Here is a 21,490-nt window from a genome sequence, read left to right as displayed (position 1 = left end):
AAGATGGAAGAAGTTATCGCATGTGACGCTTATAGCGCAGGTTATCAGCTTGGACAGCTTTGCAGAGAAATCGCTTACATCATCACAGGCCGTTAATCAGAAAAAGCATTTAGCTAAACAATAGCAAAACAAATAGCAAACAAATAAACGAATAACAAAAAACAAAACTAATAAAGAAGAGAAAAAGGAGATTTAAAATTATGTATTCAGTAAACGTTGAAATGTTAGAAGTTGTAGCAGCACCTCAGTTACTTGGAAGTGGACTTTGGCAGAGCATCTGCGATTTTTGCCAGGGCTTCGTTGATGGTTTCATGGGAAGATAAATAACTTTATTGGACAGGGGAGAGTTACTCTCCCCTGAAAGTTATTATAGAGGAGAACAGCTATGACAGAGAGCATCAATAAAAACTTAAGAGTTTCAAAGTTTGATGATCATTACATTATAGGTAATAACGGTACATATTTTAAAGTAGGTCTTGTAGAAGGCAGCGTAATAGAGAAATTAGTAAACGGGCTTACTCCGGAAAGAATTGCAGAAGAAATCAATCAGGATTTAAATGTAGTAGAACAGGTTATTAGTGCACTTAAGGAAAATTGCGTAATAACTGAAGGAAAACAGAAAAAAAGAAGATTCAATCCATTCTATATTAGAATTCCTTTATTTGATGCCAATAAACTTCTTGACTTCATATTAAAGAGATTTTTTGGAAACAGAATCGTTAATCATATAATTATTGCTTTGCTGATGTCTATGGTGATTGGAGGCATTGTGTTATCAGCTATACGTAGCAGAGTATTATTTTCGTTTGAAAGTGTGATAGATACACCTGCAGTATATGTTGTAGTATATGTTGCACAGTTTTTGACAATTATACTTCATGAAATGGCTCATGGACTTACATGTAACTATTTCGGTGGTCGTGCCGGAAAGATTGGTGTAGCATTGATTGCGTTTAATCCGGCTATGTATTGCGAGATAAGTTCAATTAGAGAGTTTAAAGAAAGATATAAAAAAGTTATTTGTTGTTCAGCGGGCCTGACAATTAATGCATCATCATTATTTTTGCTTAATGTTGCGGATATCATATATCCGATGAACTTTTTCAAAATGATGATCATTATAAATATTGGAAATATTATTTTTAATATTCTTCCATTTATAAGACTTGATGGATACTGGATATTCAGCTTTGCAACTGGTATAGATAATTTATATTCAAAGTCACTTAGGAAAGTATTTAATTATAGGGAATGGTTTAAGGACAGAAGTAAAGAAAGTATAATTCTTATGCTTTACGGAACAATCACAACTGTATTACTATTAGTAGGTCTGTATGGCTTTACGAGCAAAATGGTAAGCCTTTTGATCAGAGCTTACCATTGGATTATGGTCTAGGCTAAATTATACACGGAGGAGAATGCAGGATTCTGTGTTCAAAGTAATAAATGTTAAAGATATCTGGTGTAGATAAAAACTACAAAGTTGGAAATAAAGAAATAATCGGCGTTTCAGATGCCAATATTGAGATTGGTGAAGGCGAGTTTGTGAGTATTCTGGGGCGTTCCGGCTGTGGTAAAACTACACTTCTTAATTGTATTTCCGGAATTGACAGGATAAGTAATGGCTCGATTACACTAAATGGTGAAGAAATATCAGGGCTTTCTGATGATGAGTATGCAGCTCTTAGAGCTCATAAAATTGGATATGTTTTCCAAAATTACAACTTAATAGAGCATATGAGCGCAGTAAAGAATGTTCAGATGGCTTTAAATCATACAACTCTTTCTAAGAGAGAAAAGAAAGATAGAGCACTTAAGAGTCTGGAACTTGTAGGAATGCGCAAATATGCAAATAAGCGTCCAGGAAGACTTTCAGGAGGCGAAAAGCAGAGAGTTGCGATTGCAAGAGCACTCGTCTCAGAACCTGAGTTAATACTTGCAGATGAACCTACGGGAGCACTTGATTCTGTAAATAGTGATCAGATAATGAAGCTACTTAAGAATATCAATGAGACGAAAAAAATAGCCATTGTGATGGTGACTCACAATGAAAGCCTTGCAAGGGAAACGGACAGAGTTATTACCATGGCTGACGGGAAAGTGATAAGTGATGAAAAGTTTGTCGAGCAGAAGTTAAAAGAAGATTTGGAAACAGAAAAAACTAATGACCGAATTTCAAATAAAAAGCTTAAAACCAGAGAAGCTGTAGGTCTTGCAATCCATAATACAATGGCTAAGAAGCGTAGAACCTTTATTTTGGCACTCAGCACTTCGATTGGAATTGCCGGTGTGATGCTGGTTATGGGAATTGGCCTTGGGACAAAGACAAGAATAAACAGAGAATTTGAAAAAGGGTTTAATCGGAATATCATATCTGCATCTATAACTGACAGCTTTGCATATAAAGAAGATGTTACTGAACAGATTCTTGCTTTTGACAATGTGGAAGCTGTCTATCCTAAATATTCAGTGGATCTTTATGCGGGATCCGGCGATAAGGAATGCAGCATAAGCGGAATTTACGAAGAAACAAAGGAAAGCATTACTGCGATTCTTACAGAAGGAGAACTTCCTGTAGCAGAAAACGAGATACTTACATCAGAAACTCTTGCAAAGAAACTGACAGGAAAGAGTGGAAAACAGGCGATAGGCGCTGAGGTTGAACTGACGTTTCTGGTTAAGCCAAAGAGCAAGATTGCCACTCCTGTTTCAAAGACTTTTGTTATATCGGGAATTGGAGAAACAGCAATGTTCGGGGTGCTGGATACGGCATATATTCCCAATGATAGCCTTGAAAAAATAGCGGGGGAAGCCGGGGCAACAAGTGAGAGTGGCGCAAGTGGCTATTGTGTGATATTGGCAAACAGCAATAACAGAGAGGATATTATTGAATCCTTATATGACATGGGACTTGATGCCAAGCAGTCAGAAGAACTGCCTTCTAAGTTTTTGGGGGCTATAGATGTAATTGTTGCAATTTTAGCATTTATATCTTTTATCTCAGTTATTGTATCTGCAGTTATGATATGCCTTATATCATATATGAATGTTACTGAAAGAACTAAAGAAATAGGCATTTTAAAAGCACTTGGTTATCAAAGAGATGAGATTGTAAAAGTGTTTTTATCAGAAGGAACTATAGTTGGTATTCTCGCCGGAATGATTGGAATAGGAGTTGCAGCATTCTTAGGGAATGTAATAAATAGAGTTTTCATCAGCAGATTTTCAGGAATGAATTTCCTTCCATATGAGGCAAACGGACTGTATTTGATCATATGCATTGCTGCAAGCATGATGCTTGGAACAATCTGTTCAAAGAGTGCAGCATCAAAAGCTGCTAAACTAGACCCATTGAAGGCACTTGGTTATGTTAAATGACAGGCATTGACATAATATACAACGTATTAGTCTGGCAAGCAAATACATGAATTATTATAAAACAGTTACACTAGATTTTTTCGGAGAAAACAATGATAAAGATAGACCATTTATGTAAAACATATAAAAACGGAAGAACAAAAACAAATGTCTTGAAAGATATTAACCTTACAATCAATCAGGGCGAGTTTGTAAGTATTGTGGGACCTTCCGGATGCGGAAAGACAACACTTCTTAACATTGTCTCCGGCCTTGACAGGCAGTCTGAGGGTAAGATATCTATTGATGGTGAAGACCTTGAAAAAGTATCTGATTCAAGATGGGCATATCTTAGGAGACAGAAAATAGGATATGTTTTTCAGAGCTTTAATCTTCTTGATGATTTCACTGTTCTGGAAAATGTTGAACTTTCTCTTAAACTCAAGGATTATGACAAAGAAGAAGGTACAAAAATAGCCAAAGAGTTATTAGATGAAGTGGGCCTTTCTGAGCGATTATCATCAAAGCCAGCTCAGCTTTCAGGTGGACAGAAGCAGAGAGTTGCAATAGCAAGGGCGCTTTCAGGAAATCCACAGATTCTTTTGGCGGATGAGCCCACAGGTGCACTCGACGTTAATACAGCAAAAGAAATCATGGAACTGTTAAAGCGTCTGTGCAGAGAAAGAAATATGACAATAATAATGGTTACACACGATGATGCTCTTTCAAGAGAAGCAGACAGGCGCATCGAAATGAGGGATGGAGCTATTGTGTCTGATGATCGTTTAAACGAAGTTGTGAGTGTAGCTTCAGACAGAGAGAAAACTGAAACAAGGAAGGCGGGAAAAGGCGCCAGCGCAATGATCGCTAAGAGAAATATAAAGACATCAAAGCGCAAAATAGTTCTTACTTCTCTTGCGATGGCGATAGGAGTTGCAGCTACCATGGTAATCCTTGGAATTGGAAGTGGAATTAAGGATTTTGTGAATTCACAGCTTTCAATGCTTTTTGACCAGAGCACAATATATGCCTCCGCTGGCAGAAATGAGACCTTCACAGATGAAATGCTGGAGAAGGTTGAAAATATTGATGGTGTAAAAGTGGTTTATCCATATTATATTTTTGTGGGTGGTTATATAATTTCAGACGAACAGAATATTCCGACTTATAGTAAGGCTGTTTCAATCTCAGAAGAATCTTCAGATGACATGCTGATAGCAGGAAGGCTGCCTGTGGCAGATTCATCCAAGGAAATAGTTATTTCGCTTCAAAGCGCAAAGGAACTTGCAGGCGATAATGATGTGAATTCTGTTATTGGCAAAAAAGTAACTTTTGCGATGGCTAAAGAGGGCGAAGATAAAAAGGTCAATGTGGCATATTCAGAGGTTGAAATATGCGGAATCATGCAAAATACACTTTTTGGACTGATTAACTGCACCATAGTACCATATGAGACATTTTTTGATATACATGATGAGGTAAATGGAGGAAGAGTTAACGGAAGGGAATATACAATAGTTCCTGAAAAGATAAGTGACATTGATGTTGTCAATGAGAAAATAAAAGCTCTTGGCGTTAATTCAGAACTTGCTAAAGATAGTATGGGTGCAATAAATGTGGTGATTGATGCTATTACCGGTTTGTTTGTAGTGTTCGTATCAATAGCGCTTATCATTGCCGGAGTAATGATGGCTATTTCCTTTAGAATGAGCATAATTGAAAAGACAAGGGAAATAGGGATACTTAGAGCATTGGGATTTACAAAGAAAGATGTCAGAAGAGTATTTCTTGGAGAAGGCGCAGCCGTTGGACTGATGGGCGGTGTGCTGGGGGCACTCTCAGCACTTATTATCGGATATTTCATTAACGTTATTGCAATATCGAAATCGATTGGAAGCATATTTGAAATATCAATTGTTAAGCTGATAATCTGCGTGATCTTAAGCTCCCTTTGGGGAATAATATGTGTTCATTCACAGGCTAGAAAAGCATCAAAACTTAATCCTGTTGAAGCACTTTTCTTTGTTGAGTAAGGCAACACTACGAATAGGAATATACATTTGGGATGAAATTGCAGAACTGTTATTGAAAATAATGGAGTAGCGGGATATCCACTACTCCATTAAATTATGTTCTTCTATAAGCTGTTCGACCTGACGCAGATGATCCTTACTCTCTGCGTGATCGCTTTTTGGAAGACTCTTTCGATATTTGGACGGAGAAAGACCTTTCTCCTGTCTGAAAGCCTTGGAAAAAACAAGTGGATCCGAATAACCACAGGATATGGCGACGGATTCAATGGGCAGGTCTGTGAGCTGCAAAAGTTCAACAGCCTTTGCAATGCGGTAACTGGTAAGATATTGCTGCGGCGATATTCCAAGTGTTTTTTGGAATAAGGTGTAGAGATAGCTTCTGTTAATACACACATAGCTGGCAATATCCGTGACCTTTATCGGATTGCAGTAATTGCTGCGCACATAGGCCTGCGCGCGATTGACATATTCGTTGTCACTGCCTGAATCGCTCCGTGGTGTGACACTAAGTCCTGAGGCAATTTCCGATAAGAACAAGGACAACAGGCCGTTTCTTCTTAGTGAATCCTCCACGCTAAAGGTATTGTGATCAATCATATCTTTGACGAGATTATAGATTTCTTTTGACTTATTACTCTTAAAAACAGGCTGTTGGATAGAAAGGCCAAGCTGTGAAACAATTGCTTTTGCCCTTCTTCCGCCAAAACCAATCCAGGCATAAGTCCAGGGATCTTTTTCGTCAGAAACATAATATGCAAGTTCATCAGGAACAATCAGAAATCCGTATTTTTCGGTAAGAGGATATTTTTTACCTCCGATTGTAAAAGAGCCTTTTCCACTTAGGACATAATGAATCATGAAATGCGGTTTTAGTGCGGGTCCAAAGCTGTGTTTGGGTTCAGTCTTTGACAGACCGCAACAATAAACGTACAGATCATCAGATTCTTCAGTGTTAAAAAGAAGTTTATAAGCTTTTTCCATAAGAATTCCTTATACAAGCAATGATTTTGTGGTACCTTCTGTATTAATTAAGCCATAAATAAACAACATGTACAAGCAGTAGAATGAGAGCTTTTTTAATGTATAAAAAAGCGGTGTTTTAAAGGCGAAGAATGTGCAAATTTATTGTATTTTCAGCTCTTTTACTGTAAAATGGAAAACATCTAGGCTTGGAATTTCTCCGGCTTATATTAGGGAGGCATTACAGTGGATAATAATTCACAGGATTGGATAAATGCGGGAAGCGATATTTTAAAAAGCGTTACAAAGGCGATAGATACTAACGATTACAGCAAACTGGCATCAGAGATCACAGATACGATCAAATCTGTGAGCATTGAGCGTAAGACTACATATGCAAGTTCAAATTACCGAAGTCAGTATCAGAATGTTTACAGAAATGGAAGTCGTGCCAGTCAGGCAGGAAGCGTCAAGAATTTTAGGGCATTTCCGTTTTTTGCAAAGCATATCAGCAGATATGATGGTCTTTTAGAAGCTATTCTTGGAACCGGAGCAGCATCTTTTATGGCAATATTTTTACTGGGAAGCCTTATGATCGGTTCTGCTCCTGCCACGATAACAATAGCGGCGTTGGTGGCAATAAGTGGATTTTTTGCAGCAAGAGGTTTTAAGAAACTTAAACTTTCAAAGGCATTTTACAAGTACGGAAATATTCTTAAGGATTCTGAGTATTTTAATGTAAGCGATCTTGCAAATGCTGCGCTTGAAAAAGATGAAAATGTGCTTAAGAATCTTAAGGCTATGATAAAAGCAAACTATCTTCCACGGGCTAAGTTTGATTCATCAGAGAAAACCTGTATGATCACCGATGCAGCTTATCAGCTTTATATGGGAGCTGAACAGGACAGGCTTGCAAGAGAACAGAGAGAGGTGCAGGAGCGTTCTGTTGTCTCAGCAGGCAGCGAGAATAAGTCAACGGACAAAGTTCAGAGCATACTTGCTGATGGGAGAGAGTATATTAGTTTTGTAAGACAGATAAATGACATTATTCCGGATACAGAGGAGATGTCTAATAAACTGTACAAACTTGAGAGCATCATGAACAAGATCTTTGAACAGGTTAAAAAGAATCCTGACAGTGCGGAAGATCTTCACAAGCTTATGAATTATTACCTTCCTACGATCAAGAAGTTACTTACAGCTTATGTTGATCTTGATAAGCAGGCCGGATACGGCGAGAACATACAGCAGACCAAGAAAGAAATCGATGCTGTAATGGATACTATAAATGATGCATTTGAAAAACTCTTGGATAGTCTTTTCCAGGATATGGCATGGGATATTTCATCGGATATTTCTGTTATGAAGACCATGATGGCTCAGGACGGTCTTACAAATGACGGAATGGCTGTTGCAACCGCAGGTGGCATGGCTGTTCAGACTCAGGACGGAGAGCAGGGGATTTCGTTGGAGTTTGGTAATAAGTGATAATTTAGACATAACGTTCTAAAACATAGATTTCAGGAGGAAAAAGAGTAATGGGAGAAGATTTTAATTTTGAGGCAGCACCTGCTGCGCCATCTTTGTCTTTTGGCGTAGAGGAACCCAAGGCAGAAGAGGCAGCTGCACCGGAGAAGGCAGAGGAACCTGCAAAGGATAATGGAAATGTTGCTATGGAAGCACAGCTTTCACCTGAAGAACTTAAGCAGGTTGAAGATTTCAGTAAGCAGATTGATATCAATAATTCTACAGGTATCATGAATTATGGTGTTGGTACACAGAAGAAACTTGCTGATTTCTCAGAGAAGGCAATCGACAATGTTCGTACCAAGGATATGGGTCAGGTGGGGGATATGATCACTGACCTTGTAACACAGCTTAAGAACTTTGAAGTTGCTGAGGATGAGAAGGGATTAAAAGCTCTTTTCAAAAAGAGTGCCAACAAGATTGAGGGCATGAAAGCTAAGTATAGCAAGGTTGAGACAAATGTTCAGACTATCAGTAATGAGCTTGAGAAGCATCAGGTAACACTTATGAAAGATGTTGAGCTCCTTGACAGAATGTATGATCTTAACCTCAATTATTACAAAGAGCTTACAATGTACATCTTAGCCGGCAAGAAGAAGCTTGAAGAGGAGAGAAATACAACTCTTGTAGAACTTCAGAAAAAGGCTGAGCAGTCAGGACTTCCTGAGGATGCTGAAAAGGCTAAAGATTTCGCTAATAAGTGTGACAGATTTGAAAAGAAGATCTATGACCTCGAACTTACAAGAACAATTGCAATGCAGACAGGCCCTCAGATCCGTATGGTACAGAGCTCAGATACTGTTATGGCTGAAAAGATTCAGTCTACAATAGTAAACACAATACCTCTTTGGAAGAACCAGATGGTAATTGCCATTGGTATCGAGCATTCAACACAGGCTGCTAAGGCTGAGCGTGAGGTTAATGATATGACAAACAAGCTTCTTAAACAGAACGCAGATGCTCTTAAGATTGCCACTATTGAAAGCGCAAAAGAGGCTGAAAGAGGAATTGTTGATATTGAAACTCTTAAGCATACAAATGAGTCTCTTATATCAACACTTGATGAAGTGCTTAAGATTCAGACAGAAGGTAAGGCTAAGCGCCAGGAAGCAGAAGTTGAGCTTGCTCAGATTGAGAACCAGCTTAAGGATAAGCTTCTTCAGGCTGCAAAGAACTGATTTGATATTATATTGATGAATAAAAAGACGTCTCTGATTTGCTTATTCTTATGTATGAGCAAAAACAGAAACGTCTTTTTTTGTGAAATTATAGTATGGAACATAAATGAAAAAAATTACTGTGTATATAGATGATAATTCATTTATGCTTATGGATTTATATTACTTATTAGCATCAATTTTATGAGATAAGTGATAAGTCTTTTCTCGCGACTGGATAATTTGTGGAAGTTATAAACAAGTTCCCGGTCTTCAATAGAAAGCCATCTGGCAAGGTCTTCCGGCCGCATATCGGCACATTCTTTTAGAAAATCATTGTAGATCTTTTCATAAGAATCAGATTTGGTGGCAGCGAATGAACCTGCGCTTTCATCACTATCATTCATGTCATCTGCATCATCAACCGCATAGTTCGTGCCTGAAAGTCTGATGAGTTTGGATAAAGAGACATGATAAAAATCTGCGATTTTGCAAAGGCAGTCGTTAGATGGCATAATACGGGCGTTTTCATAGTGAGAATAGTTGGCTCTGCTTACTCCAACTACTTTAGCAATATCATCTTGCGTGTATCCGCCCTTTTCTCGGAGCATTCGAAGGTAGCTTGATAATGGTGAGTCTGACATAAATATCTCCAATCGTTATTTATATATTAAAGTATGGAGACAATTTATAAAATAAGTATTAAATGATAAATAAAATAGCCCAAATACTTTATTTGATACAAAAACTATCGTATAATTAGAAATCATATCGAAAGGACCCTCGGTGTTTCAATTGATGAAACCTACATTATTGAAGTTATTTTTGATAATAGTTGCAGTGATAGTAATTGTAGCAGGTGTTACATTTGCAGGAATACAGAGTGGTCGGAAGAGTCTTGTAAGCGAAGTTGAAGAGGAAGCACCTGTCATAGAACAAGCTGAAGAAGTGACCGTTAAAGAGAAAAAAAAATGGCAGGACGGTTGGGTAAAACTTGACGGTGAGATTTACGAGTACAACAAAAATATTCTTACATTTTTAATAATGGGAACAGACCAACATGGAGTAAATACAGCACAGTCAGGCGGGTTGGATGGAGGACAGGCGGATGTTCTATCTTTATTAGTCCTTGATCCTGATAAAAAACGTATAGAATTTATTCCTATAAACAGAAATACCATGGTGGATGTGGATGTATATGATGCTTCAGGCAACATTACAAAATCAGTTAAAGCACAGATAGCAGTTCAGCATGGCGTTGGAAACGGAATGGAAGAAAGTTGTGAATATCAGGTTAAGACGGTATCCAATCTTTTTTATCAACTGCCAATACACGGATATGTAGCTATGAATATGGAAGGAGTTGTTCCTCTAAGTAAGGCTGTAGGTGGAGTTGATGTCACATTACCTAACGATTTTGATGCTGGAAACAAGAAATATAAGGCAGGAGAAACTGTTCATCTTGAGGGCGCGGATGTAATGACCTTTGTCAGAGAAAGAGATCATGAGGTTGGAGGCGCGGATCGAAGGCTTGAGAGACAAAAGGTTTACATGAAGGCTTTGATATCTCAGATGATAAAGCAGATTAAAGAGAATCCTGTTTCGGTAACAAGTATTTTTAAAGCTGTATCCAAATATGTAACTACAGATATTTCGACTAATGAGATGGTCTACTTGGCAACTTTGGCATCAGGTTACAGATATGATGGAAAAAGTATGCACACTATACAGGGGGAAACAGTTAAGGGGGAGCAGTTTGACGAGTTTTACTGCGATGAGGATGCTCTCAAGAAACTTGTTATAGAAGTTTTTTATGAGAAGGTTGAAGAATAAGTATTTTAAACAACTGGCATTAGTGCTTGCGTTGGGAATCGAGGTAACAGCTCTTGGCGGATGTAAGGTTCACGTTGTAGATGATGAGAACCCTATTACTGAAGACACTTCGGAAAACAGTTCTGTGGATGAGGCTTTGGAAGAATCAGCTTTATCGGAAGAAGATAAGAGACCTGATTTTAACAAGATCAAAGAAGACAATCCTGATGCATTTGCCTGGATAAAGATTCCCGATACTGATGTGAACCAGATGATAATCCAAGGTGATTATGACTATAGTACTTTTAGCGAAGGGGGCAACATAGAAAATGCCTTTATAGAGTTTCCAAACAGAACAGATTTCTGTGATTTTAACGAAATCATATATGGACTTGATGAGGAAACAATTCTTTCATATAAGGATCCTGATTTCTTCGATGCTCACAGAGATTTTGAAATCTATATGGATGGAAACCGCTTGAAATATCAGGTTGTAATGTCGATTGAGTGGGATAAGGTTGACCTTCTTGAGTATTATGCTTTTGCAATAGGAAATGAGTGTCAGAGATTTGTAAATGACCTTATAGATAAAAGAACTCTATCCGACAATGTCTCGGATGAATATAAATTAGTTTCATACATGGACTTTTTGGTGACGATTGTTGTGTCTGATCCGGAAAATTCAGATAAGCAGTTCATGGTAATTGCAAGGCTTATAGAAGATGAGGCGGGGATGCTTACGCATCAGCCGGCCGATATGCCTGGAATTTACCTTCCGGAAGAATCAGATGAATGATCAGTGATATTTCCGCTCAACTTGGAGAGCGAAAATATATACCACACATTGTCAAAGGGAAGGAGGAAACACATGAAGAAGCTATTAGTAGCAACAGTACTCGTAGGAGTATTAACAATGTCTCTGCCAGTTATGGCAGCAAGCCCAACAGCAGGAACAACACTTAATCCTTCATCAGGAAGCTCATCATCTTCATCAGCTCCTGCAACAACAGCTGCTCCTGCAGCAGCAACTACACAGCCAGTAACTGTACCCGCTATTACACTTAATGCAACTCAGCAGGCAGCATCATCTGCTCTTGCATCAACTCTTATGGCTAGTGGACAGTTTACTTCACCTGCAGCAGCAACCGCCGTTGCAACATCTCTTACAGCTATCGGTGACGCTCCTGAGCTTACAACAGAATCAATGACAGCAACAGCTTTGGCAGTTTATAACGGACTGTCAGCTGCTCAGAAGGCATTGATCCAGCAGGGAACAACTATTCGTAACCTGAGCATTGAAGAGGTGGTTGGTAACTTCGTAAAGGCTGATCCATCTATTTCTGATTCAGTAGCAGTTGCATGGAATGCACTTCTCTGCGCAAGCGCAGTTGACGGCAAGTCAGGAAACATTGCTATCAACGTTTCCAAGCCATCAAGTGCTGTTACACAGAGCGCATTAGCTCGTGCAAAGCAGATATCATCTTCAGCTAAGCTCCTTAATACAATAGAGCTTACTCCAGCAGGAGTTAAGAACTTTAAGTCTCTTGACACAGCTCTTAATGTACAGGGAATTACAGCTAAGGATAGTGCAGATACTATTGAAGTTTTACAGTTCTACAACAACCAGTGGATTTCTGTAAAGATCACAGCATTTGCAAAGGGTGCACTTGGCATTCATCTTGAGCATCCAGGTCCTATCATGATTGTTAGAAAGAAATAAAACTCCCTTCATATTTTTTTTTCTAACTAGTAAATGACATGTCAAATAAACTAAAAGCCCTTTGTGTGTGGATTGGTCCGATTCCCTTAAATGGGAGTCGGACTATTAAAAAGTAAGGTGAACAGATGTTAAAGCGTAACTATAAATTGATTGTTTTGGGGGCAGGGATTGTACTTGCGCTTTCGATACATGTACCGGTATATGCGCAGCAGGCTGCAGATCAGACAGTAAGTGCACAGACACAACAGAATACAGAACAGGGACAACAATCACCTGAAAATCAACAGAAGACAGCACAGCAGCAAGATCAACAACAAGCTCAGGCTTCGCAACAGCAGAACCAGACAAATCAGAATCAGCAGCCAGAACAACAGACTCAGCAAACTCAGCAACAGAATCAGTCCCAACAACAATCTCAGCAAAATGTGTCGTCTTCTCAGGAACAGGGCACTCAGGAGAGTGTGAAGCAGGAGGAGGCGCAGCCACAACAGCAACAAAAACAGAATACAAATAAAACTCAGCAAACAAAGAGTAGCAAAACAAAGCAGGCGGAAAGCACCGATGCTAAGCAGAAGGCTACAGAAAATCAAGATGAAGCCGATCAGGAGGGACAGGAAGAAAATACTGACGAAATAAATGAACCTCAGACTGAGGAAGCAGCATTTATTCTGACATTTAACAAAAATGCAAATATACGGAGCGAGGCATCTACATCGTCCAACAAGTTGGTAGTTATTCCGTATGGAATAAAGATATCATCACCATCAAAGGTAAATAGTGGAGAGGGGGTATGGTATAAAGTCACATATGGCGGACTAACCGGCTATGTTCGTGAAGATATGGTTAGTGCAGAAAAGGTAGAAAATGCTGAAAAAGGGAAGGAAACGGAAAAAACATTAGCTGAATCAGAAAGTAACGAAGGAGATGAGGCTACACAAGTAAAGACCGAGACTGTGCTTGGTGTATCAAATGATCAGTCAGGTAATCAAAAGAATAGTACTACAGGAGGCGGTAATGCTGCATCTGATGATCTGTTACAGGAAATTGAAGGTTCTGAAGCGGTTTCAGAGGGTGGAGAAACTAAAATTGCAGAATTGCAGACAGAAGATGCAGTTATATCCCAAACACATAGAATTGATTTAATAACGGTGCTATTCATTTTTCTTTCGGGGTTAAGTTTTGTTTTAGCTTTTTTAACATATTTAAGGCTTATGGTGGAGTATAAAAAATCCAGGGCATACGTTCTTAAGCGGATTATGAAAGATGAACATCACATAAAGACGCAGTAAGAGACTAAAGACTAACACAGATAAGGAGACGACATTACAACGATGGAGCGTATTGATAAACCGGAGAATAATAAAGTTATATTTCAGTTAAATCAGAAACATGAAACAAGTTCTGAAATAGATCTTATTAACGTTTTTGAGTACATGGGGAAAAAAAAGAAGCTGGTGGCATATTTACTGATTCTTGCGATACTTATTGGAATCTCAGGAGGAATTCTTTACTCTGGATTTGAGCATATATCGGGAAAAGGTTCTTATGCCAGGGCTATGATAACATTCCAGTTTGATGGAATTGAGAAAGGTCTGGATCCAAATGGGGCAGCATTTGATGTGAGCCTTTTAAAATCTCCGTATGTAATTGAGAGTGCTCTTTCAGGGATGGGAATTGATGAACGAAATATTGAAACCGTTCGTAAGAATATCAATATTGTCGGCGTAATTCCGGAAGATGCTGTAGAGAGAATTACTGTCATTAATAAAATGGCAGAAAAAGATACAGACAATTATGAAAAACTTTTGGATGTGTCATATTTCCCATCACAATATGTGGTTTATCTATACGATGACGGGACTTTTAAGAATAATGAGCTTTCACAGATATTGAATGGTGTACTTAGCAGTTATAAGCAGTACTTCCTTGATACCTATGCAAATGCAGAGGCGCTGACAGTAACGTCAAACCTTCTTAGCGGTGATGATTACGATTATGGTGAAAGTATAGATCTTGTTAAGACACAGATCTCAATCATGCTTTCCTATGTGGAAGAGAAGATGAAAGAAGCTCCTGATTTCAGAGCTTCCAGCACCGGATTGTCCTTTGAGGACATCGTTACAGCGCTTAATTTTGTGAAATCAGTAGATGTTTCAAGGTTGTCATCTTTTGTAGAGAGCAATTCACTGACAAAAGATAAGTCAAGACAGGTTGAGTATTACGAGTACAGGATAAGAACTGCAAGCAATGAAATTTCCGAACTTGAAACTCAGCTTGAGACAGTATCAAATATCATAAGTTCATATGAAAAAGATCCTGTTGTTGTTGTAAGCGGTTCAGATTCAACACTTCAATATGGTGAAAAGAATGAGTATTACGATCAGCTGGTTAGTAAGAAGATTTCGCTTAATCAGCAGATTGCAGAAAAAAATACAGGCCTGAATGAATATTATCTGCTTTTAAACAACCTGAATGCAGTTGCGCAGTCAAACGTTCAGGCAGACTATGAATATGCAGATTCATTATTGGCAAGATTAAATACAACAATTGCAAACTGGGTAGCTCTTGTTGAAGAGACAACAGAAGAGTACTATACAACGACGCTTTTCTCAAATGCTGTTAAGGTCGCAGTGCCTGCGCAGTATTTCGTTGATGGTGGAATTATGCATATAGCAAAGAATGTTGCAATTCCATCAGCAATACTTGTGCTAATAGTGCTTATCTGGTGGTTCTTTAATGGTGTCAAGGCTGAAATTGTAAATATGCGTATTAAAGAAGAAAGAAACAACAAGAGAAAGGGCTCAGAACAGATTATTTTGTGAGGTGATCAGCCATAGGACACGAACTTAAACTAAAAGGAATTAAACTATTACAGCTTACGATTTCAATTATATTGTTTGTGATATGTTGGAGAATGTTTTATCGGGGGAAGTATGATAGTGCATATCACTTGAAGGGCGAGTTTGTATTATATGGACTTTATGCAGCAGTCCTGTTTTTGATGAATAGAACCTATGATCTGTACAGTATTGGTTACAGAAAGGTTACTGACCTTATAGGTTCAAGCTTTTTAGCACAGGTGGTTACAAATGGAATTATATGGGTTGTGTCACTTCTAATGTTCATGAAATGCACAAATCCCCTCCCTTTTATGGCACTGTGCATTGTGCAGTTAATAATTGATGTTATTTGGAGCATATTTATAAAGAAGGTTTATAATTCTGATCATCTTAATAAGAAAACGGTTGTTGTGTATGAAGATGATGAGGATTTGGAGCGCCTTGGAGAGATAAGGCGGCTTAGAAGTGAATTTGATATTCAAAAGTACGTAAGAAATCCCAAAGATTATAAAACTTTAGAAAAAGAGCTTGAGGGATATGAAGCAATAGTGGTATCAGGAATACATGCCACTCTTAGAAATGGGATAGTAAAGTATTGTATTGAGAAGGATATTCCGGGGTATTTTGCGCCGCATGTAGGAGATATTATCATGCAGGGATCGCATCATATGCAGAATTTTTCTGTACCAATTATGAATGTTCAGCGGGCGGTTCTTGTTACGGAGTATCAGGTATTAAAACGATTATTTGATATCTGTGTAAGCTTGGTTGCACTTATTTTGACGAGTCCTATTTCTTTGATAACAGCCATAGTCATAAAGCTTTATGATGGTGGGCCTGTGTTCTACAAACAGGTTAGACTCACAGAGGATAGGAGAAAATTTAAGATCATTAAGTTCAGGTCAATGAGAGTGGATGCAGAAAAAGATGGCATCGCCAGACTTAGTACAGGTGCAAACGATAGCAGAATAACACCTGTTGGTCAGTTTATCCGAGCTTGCAGAATTGATGAGCTTCCACAGTTATGGAATATCCTAAAGGGCGATATGAGTATTGTTGGCCCAAGACCTGAGAGACCTGAGATTGCTGAGCAATACGAGAAGGATATGCCGGCATTTGGACTTAGACTTCAGGTAAAAGCAGGACTTACAGGATATGCGCAGGTTTACGGTAAGTACAATACAAATCCGTATGACAAACTGGAAATGGATCTGATGTATATCAACAGAATGAGTATAGTAGAAGATTTGAGACTGATGTTTGCAACAGTACGAATACTGTTTATGCCGGAAAGCACTGAGGGCGTTCGCACTGGACAGATTACAGCTAAGGCACAAAAGGGCAATAAGAGAGAGACTCTAAATTCAGGAATATTGGACAAGGTGATATAAAATATGGCATGTACTATAGCTCAGAGGTGGCAATTTCATACTAGATTCTGTAGTATCGTTTTGTTTTTGATGCAGGGAATTACATTTCTATATTTTACCAATAGAATCTGGCTACTTTTCATATTAGATATTGCATATATTGGGTTAACTATGTTTTTAAAAATATATGCATGGTACTTAGTTGAAGATAAAATTCTTTTTGAGAAGAATCTGGGTATATTGGTGCTTCTTGCTATATTACAAGTGATTTTCACAGAGAATTATTTCAGAACTTTGCTTTGTCTGGCAGCATCAAACATTGTGTTTGCAGTATGGCTTGGCATGGCAAAGTTCTGGATGCATAGACAATTTCAGGCTCTTTGGACGATGATCATAAAAAAAGAGACTGATGAGAATGATAGCAGACTTGAAAAATGGATAGAAAAACACGGGGATATATATTATAAGGTTTTGGAGGAGGTCTATTCTGGAGAAAACGATATTCCAAGACTTAAGAGGCAGATCGAGTTATACAAAATACCACAGATATTGATGAATGACAAACCCTCAAAAGAAATAATGGAATTAGCAGAGCGTGAGGGAGTTCTCGTCCATTGTATCGGAGAAGCAAATGCAGATATGCCTAAAAATTTCACAAAGATAAGACGATTTAAGGGATTAAGTGTTGCAATTCCAGAAGGTATAAAGAGGTAGAGCATAAATAATGATTAGCATCATAGTACCTGTTTATAATGCAGAGCGATTTGTGGAAAACACTATTGAAACAGTTAAGAACCAAACATTTACAGATTGGGAACTGCTACTAGTTGATGATTGTTCTAAAGATAATAGTGTAAAAAAAATCAACGATTACCTGCATAAATATGGGGATGAACAGGGCAGGATCAGACTGATAAGACAAGAAGAGAATAAAGGTGCAGCCATGGCTCGTAATCGAGGAATAGATGAAGCAAGAGGAAGATATATAGCTTTCCTTGATGCAGATGATGTATGGATGCCGGATAAGTTAGAGAAAGAAATCCAGTTTATGAATAAACATAGTGCTGGGTTTGTTTTTAGTGCGTATGAATTTGGTGATGGGAATGCAGTTCCAAATGGCAAAATGGTTCGGGTTCCCAAAACTTTAAACTTTAAAAGTGCTCTTACCAGAACTGTAATTTTTACAAGTACAGTTCTGATTGACACAGAGATTATCGATAAAAAACTCATCTATATGCCGCCAATAGGCTCAGAAGATACAGCAACCTGGTGGAAGATTTTAAAGGCAGGGCATATTGCATATGGTCTTGACCAGCCACTTGCAATATACAGAAGACCGGAAGTGTCATTATCAAGCAATAAGGTAACAGCGATAGAGCGTATTTGGAATCTGTATATAAATGTTGCGGGACTGTCAAAGTTACATGCTTTTCTATGCATTATGATCTGGGCAATAAGAGCCTCACTTAGGAGATTCCTGGCTGAAACTGTGAGAGCGCATATTGAAACAGTAAAGCGTTTTACTGTTGTACAGTTAAGTGTTCTTGGAATAATCATGTATACTGGTATTTATGCGTATGTATGGTTTAATGAATTATATCCTATTCTAAATCTTCCACGTATATCGCAGGATGGCTTCTACTTTGGCGGTGGGTTAAAACTATATTTTCGTGGTCATATTTTAATACTAATTGTATATTTTTCAATTTTGCTTTTTATGTCACAAAGTTCCGGAGGACTTAGAACGGGATATCTTAAACCCTCTAATATTTTTGTGTCAGAGATAGTGGCACTTGTTTTGACAAATGCTATTACATATTTTCAGCTTAGCCTTATGCGTAACTGGCTCATGCCATTAAAACCTATGTTTGGAGTGTTTTTTCTGCAAGTATTTATCGTAGGAATATGGGCATTTGTTGCTGATGCGGTTTATCGTCATGTTTTTCCACCAAGAGAAACGCTGGTAATTGATCTTCAGGATATTCGTGAATATGGCAATGAAGAGCTGCATTATGAAAAAACAGGATTATTAGTAAGTAAAAATGTACAGGATGGTAATGATGGAACGAAGGTATATTCGATAAAAAGAAAAAGTTATGTTAGTTTAAGCTTTGACGATACAGAAGCAGTTATTAACAGATTCAATTCCAGAAGTGACAGGTTCAAAGTTATGAAAGTGATGCAATACTGCGGAAATTTTGAGGAAATCATGGATGAATGCTTAAGGTGGTATGGCTGTGTTGTTATAAATGGAGGCGAAGAAAGATTAAGAAAACAACTTTTGGAATTTTGCTACATGCATCTAATAAGAGTATATTTGATTCCTGATATGGGAGATATTTTACTTCAGGGAACGCAGGATATGGAGTTATTTGATACACCAATCCTTGAGCTTAAGGAATATAGCGCAAGATGGGAAGAAAGGGTAGTAAAGAGAACGGTAGATATTGTTATAGGGACGATATGTACACTTTTTTGTCTACCGTATTATATTTATAGATTAATGAGAGGAGATAAGGTTGTTAAGATTCCCTGTATGACAAGAGATGGGAAGATTTATAAACGATATGGATTTTCCTCTGATAAAGAAATCGATGCACTTGCTTTTATAAATGTACTTAATGGTTCTATGAGCCTTGTTGGCCCCACATCTGTTGTTGCTTCGGCTGAGAATAGTGATGATGTACGTGTGGCATTTCGATACAGGATGAAACCGGGGATTACCGGATATTATCAGATATATGGTAATAGAAATGCAAATGCTGTTGATATTTTAAAAATGGATATTTTTTATATTCAGCATTTTGGTCTTTTAAATGATTTTAAACTTATGCTTCAGGCATTAAGTTTTATAATTGGGCTAAAAAAAAGAAGAGGAAAATAGACATTTTAGAAAAACAGAAAGAAGTGTGCGCATGGTGCGCTCGCCACGTGCTTATGTTATGACACTATCAACGCTGAGGCACGTGTGACAGGCGTGAGAATAAATATAACCAAATTCTGTGAACAAATTGTGTGAATTGTGTATGTAAACTGTGAAAAAGATGATGGTTTCTAATTTAATTTTGCTTTTTATATGTTAAATTAAAATTTTATTTTGACTATTGGTCAGAATTTGATTTAAAGATTGAAAAAGTATATATTTTTGCAAAAAGAGATACAATATCTATCTTAATGCTGGTTTGTGATAGATACTGTATCTCTTATTTTAATGTTCTCAATTTCAGATAAAAAACTGATTTATTCCATATACATCTTTGCTTATAGAATAGTCTTGAATTTAGAAAATCTTATAATTAATGTCATAGACTACAACTGTAATCTAATGAACATACTTATTGAAATATATCCTATAAATATAACATTTCGACAGGTATCACAAACAAAGTGGTATTTAAAAATATATGTTATGGGCTTATGATATCATAAGAATGAGATGTAAGAGAAGATAAATAACATTTAACATAATGGACTTGTGGAAAGACGCAATTTAACAATTATGAATAACTATGTTTATCAGGAGGATTTATGATCGATCAGAACATGAAACAGGCTGTGCTTGACAGTTTCGAGAAGTCTTTTTCAAAAAAGGATGGTGTTAAGGCTTATTTTGCACCGGGAAGAGTAAATCTTATAGGAGAGCATACCGACTATAACGGCGGACATGTTTTCCCATGTGCTTTGACTATTGGAACATATGGCGCAGCAGCAAAGAGAGATGACAGAATGGTTCATTTCTATTCCTGCAATCAGGACAGATTTGGTGTATATGGGATCAACCTGGATGAGGAGATTAAGCCAACACCTGAAGCAGGCTGGGCAAATTACCCTATTGGTGTTATCTGGGCTTTTGAAAAAAGAGGAATGAAGCTGGATAAGGGCTTTGATCTTGTTATTAACGGAAATATTCCTAATGGTTCAGGACTTTCATCTTCAGCATCTTTGGAAGTATTGACAGGCTTTATTTTAAGAGATTTATATGGTTTTGAAGTTAGCAATCAGGACCTTGCTCTTATCGGTCAGTATTCAGAAAACAATTTTAACGGATGTAACTGCGGAATTATGGACCAGTTTGCTGTTGCTATGGGAAAAGAGGATAATGCCATTTTCCTTGATACAGCAGATTTATCTTATGAATATGCGCCAATTAAACTTGAGGGTGCAAAGATTGTAATTGCAAACACAAACAAGAAGCATAAGCTTACAGATTCTCAGTACAACGCAAGACGCAGCATGTGCGAAGAAGCACTTGCTATTTTACAGAAGACAGTTGATATCAAGGGACTTGGAGATCTTTCTGTTGAGGAATTTGAAGCTCATAAGGATGTTCTCACAGATCCTGATATGCAGAAGAAGGCTAAGCACGCTGTATATGAGAATCAGAGAACAATCGAGGCTGTGAAATCTCTAAAGGATGGCGACCTTGCTCACTTTGGAGAACTTATGAGACAGTCTCATGAATCTCTTCGTGATGATTATGATGTAACAGGAGTAGAGCTTGATACTCTTGCTGAAGAGGCATGGAAGATTCCGGGAGTAATCGGATCTAGAATGACAGGCGGCGGTTTTGGAGGATGCACTGTTTCAATAGTAAAGGACGAAGCGGTTGAGAATTTTAAGAAAACTGTTGGAGAAAACTATCTTAAGAAAATAGGATATGAGGCAACATTTTATACAGTAGAAATCGGCAATGGCCCTGAGGTAATCTGAAAGT

At 37.9% G+C, this 21,490-nt stretch carries 17 protein-coding genes; 15 read left to right on the top strand and 2 right to left on the bottom strand.

What is annotated here, in order from left to right; genetic code table 11:
* Window positions 1-200 precede the first annotated feature (200 nt).
* The 4 genes from BM086_RS21575 to BM086_RS07545 all read left to right on the top strand — a co-directional run bounded on the left by BM086_RS21575 (window position 201) and on the right by BM086_RS07545 (window position 5,390).
* Entirely contained in the window at window positions 201-323 is a 123-nt protein-coding gene (locus tag BM086_RS21575) for a hypothetical protein (RefSeq protein WP_255367779.1), read from the top strand.
* 62 nt (window positions 324-385) lie between these two features.
* A complete protein-coding gene (locus tag BM086_RS07555) occupies window positions 386-1,396 on the top strand; it encodes a hypothetical protein (RefSeq protein WP_092325404.1) in 1,011 nt (336 codons plus the stop codon).
* A gap of 50 nt (window positions 1,397-1,446) precedes the next feature.
* Window positions 1,447-3,378, top strand: coding sequence for an ABC transporter ATP-binding protein/permease (locus BM086_RS07550; RefSeq protein WP_092325403.1), 1,932 nt, complete (start codon window positions 1,447-1,449; stop codon window positions 3,376-3,378).
* 92 nt (window positions 3,379-3,470) lie between these two features.
* Window positions 3,471-5,390: an ABC transporter ATP-binding protein/permease gene (locus tag BM086_RS07545; protein ID WP_092325402.1), complete on the top strand. Its 1,920-nt coding sequence runs from the start codon at window positions 3,471-3,473 to the stop codon at window positions 5,388-5,390.
* A gap of 81 nt (window positions 5,391-5,471) precedes the next feature.
* Here BM086_RS07545 and BM086_RS07540 read toward each other — a convergent pair whose 3' ends face one another.
* Window positions 5,472-6,371 carry an AraC family transcriptional regulator gene (locus BM086_RS07540; protein ID WP_092325401.1) on the bottom strand — a complete coding sequence of 300 codons (900 nt, stop codon included), beginning with the start codon at window positions 6,369-6,371 and terminating at the stop codon, window positions 5,472-5,474.
* A 225-nt stretch (window positions 6,372-6,596) separates the two neighbouring features.
* Between BM086_RS07540 and BM086_RS07535 the strand changes: the two genes are divergently transcribed.
* Window positions 6,597-7,838: a 5-bromo-4-chloroindolyl phosphate hydrolysis family protein gene (locus BM086_RS07535; protein WP_092325400.1), complete on the top strand. Its 1,242-nt coding sequence runs from the start codon at window positions 6,597-6,599 to the stop codon at window positions 7,836-7,838.
* Window positions 7,839-7,888: 50 nt separating this feature from the next.
* Window positions 7,889-9,055, top strand: a complete 1,167-nt coding sequence (locus BM086_RS07530) for a toxic anion resistance protein (RefSeq protein WP_092325399.1) — start codon at window positions 7,889-7,891, stop codon at window positions 9,053-9,055.
* Window positions 9,056-9,204: 149 nt separating this feature from the next.
* On the opposite strand, the gene BM086_RS07525 is transcribed toward BM086_RS07530, so the two are convergent.
* Window positions 9,205-9,678, bottom strand: a complete 474-nt coding sequence (locus tag BM086_RS07525; RefSeq protein WP_092325398.1) for a helix-turn-helix domain-containing protein — start codon at window positions 9,676-9,678, stop codon at window positions 9,205-9,207.
* Window positions 9,679-9,832: 154 nt separating this feature from the next.
* Between BM086_RS07525 and BM086_RS07520 the strand changes: the two genes are divergently transcribed.
* From BM086_RS07520 to BM086_RS07480, 9 genes are all read left to right on the top strand, one after another.
* Complete coding sequence (locus BM086_RS07520; RefSeq protein ID WP_092325397.1) at window positions 9,833-10,867, top strand: LCP family protein; 1,035 nt, start codon at window positions 9,833-9,835, stop codon at window positions 10,865-10,867.
* Window positions 10,848-11,642: a hypothetical protein gene (locus BM086_RS07515; RefSeq protein ID WP_092325396.1), complete on the top strand. Its 795-nt coding sequence runs from the start codon at window positions 10,848-10,850 to the stop codon at window positions 11,640-11,642. Before BM086_RS07520 ends, BM086_RS07515 begins: the two co-directional genes overlap by 20 nt.
* A 72-nt stretch (window positions 11,643-11,714) precedes the next feature.
* A complete protein-coding gene (locus BM086_RS07510; protein WP_092325395.1) occupies window positions 11,715-12,566 on the top strand; it encodes a hypothetical protein in 852 nt (283 codons plus the stop codon).
* A gap of 125 nt (window positions 12,567-12,691) precedes the next feature.
* Window positions 12,692-13,855 (top strand): SH3 domain-containing protein, encoded by a 1,164-nt coding sequence (locus BM086_RS07505; RefSeq protein ID WP_092325394.1) that lies wholly within the window; start codon window positions 12,692-12,694, stop codon window positions 13,853-13,855.
* 42 nt (window positions 13,856-13,897) lie between these two features.
* Window positions 13,898-15,388 carry a hypothetical protein gene (locus BM086_RS07500; RefSeq protein WP_092325393.1) on the top strand — a complete coding sequence of 497 codons (1,491 nt, stop codon included), beginning with the start codon at window positions 13,898-13,900 and terminating at the stop codon, window positions 15,386-15,388.
* 11 nt (window positions 15,389-15,399) lie between these two features.
* Window positions 15,400-16,797, top strand: a complete 1,398-nt coding sequence (locus BM086_RS07495; RefSeq protein ID WP_330391554.1) for an exopolysaccharide biosynthesis polyprenyl glycosylphosphotransferase — start codon at window positions 15,400-15,402, stop codon at window positions 16,795-16,797.
* 3 nt (window positions 16,798-16,800) lie between these two features.
* Window positions 16,801-17,490 carry a hypothetical protein gene (locus tag BM086_RS07490; RefSeq protein WP_141107709.1) on the top strand — a complete coding sequence of 230 codons (690 nt, stop codon included), beginning with the start codon at window positions 16,801-16,803 and terminating at the stop codon, window positions 17,488-17,490.
* A gap of 10 nt (window positions 17,491-17,500) precedes the next feature.
* Complete coding sequence (locus tag BM086_RS07485) at window positions 17,501-19,660, top strand: glycosyltransferase (protein ID WP_092325388.1); 2,160 nt, start codon at window positions 17,501-17,503, stop codon at window positions 19,658-19,660.
* 644 nt (window positions 19,661-20,304) lie between these two features.
* Complete coding sequence (locus BM086_RS07480) at window positions 20,305-21,486, top strand: galactokinase (RefSeq protein ID WP_092325386.1); 1,182 nt, start codon at window positions 20,305-20,307, stop codon at window positions 21,484-21,486.
* Window positions 21,487-21,490: the final 4 nt, after the last annotated feature.

This window comes from Butyrivibrio sp. YAB3001 (genome assembly GCF_900112195.1).
In the GTDB taxonomy this organism is placed as follows: Bacteria; Bacillota; Clostridia; order Lachnospirales; family Lachnospiraceae; genus Butyrivibrio.
Note: the sequence above shows the minus strand (reverse complement) of the source record. Positions and strands in the feature narration are given on the sequence as shown.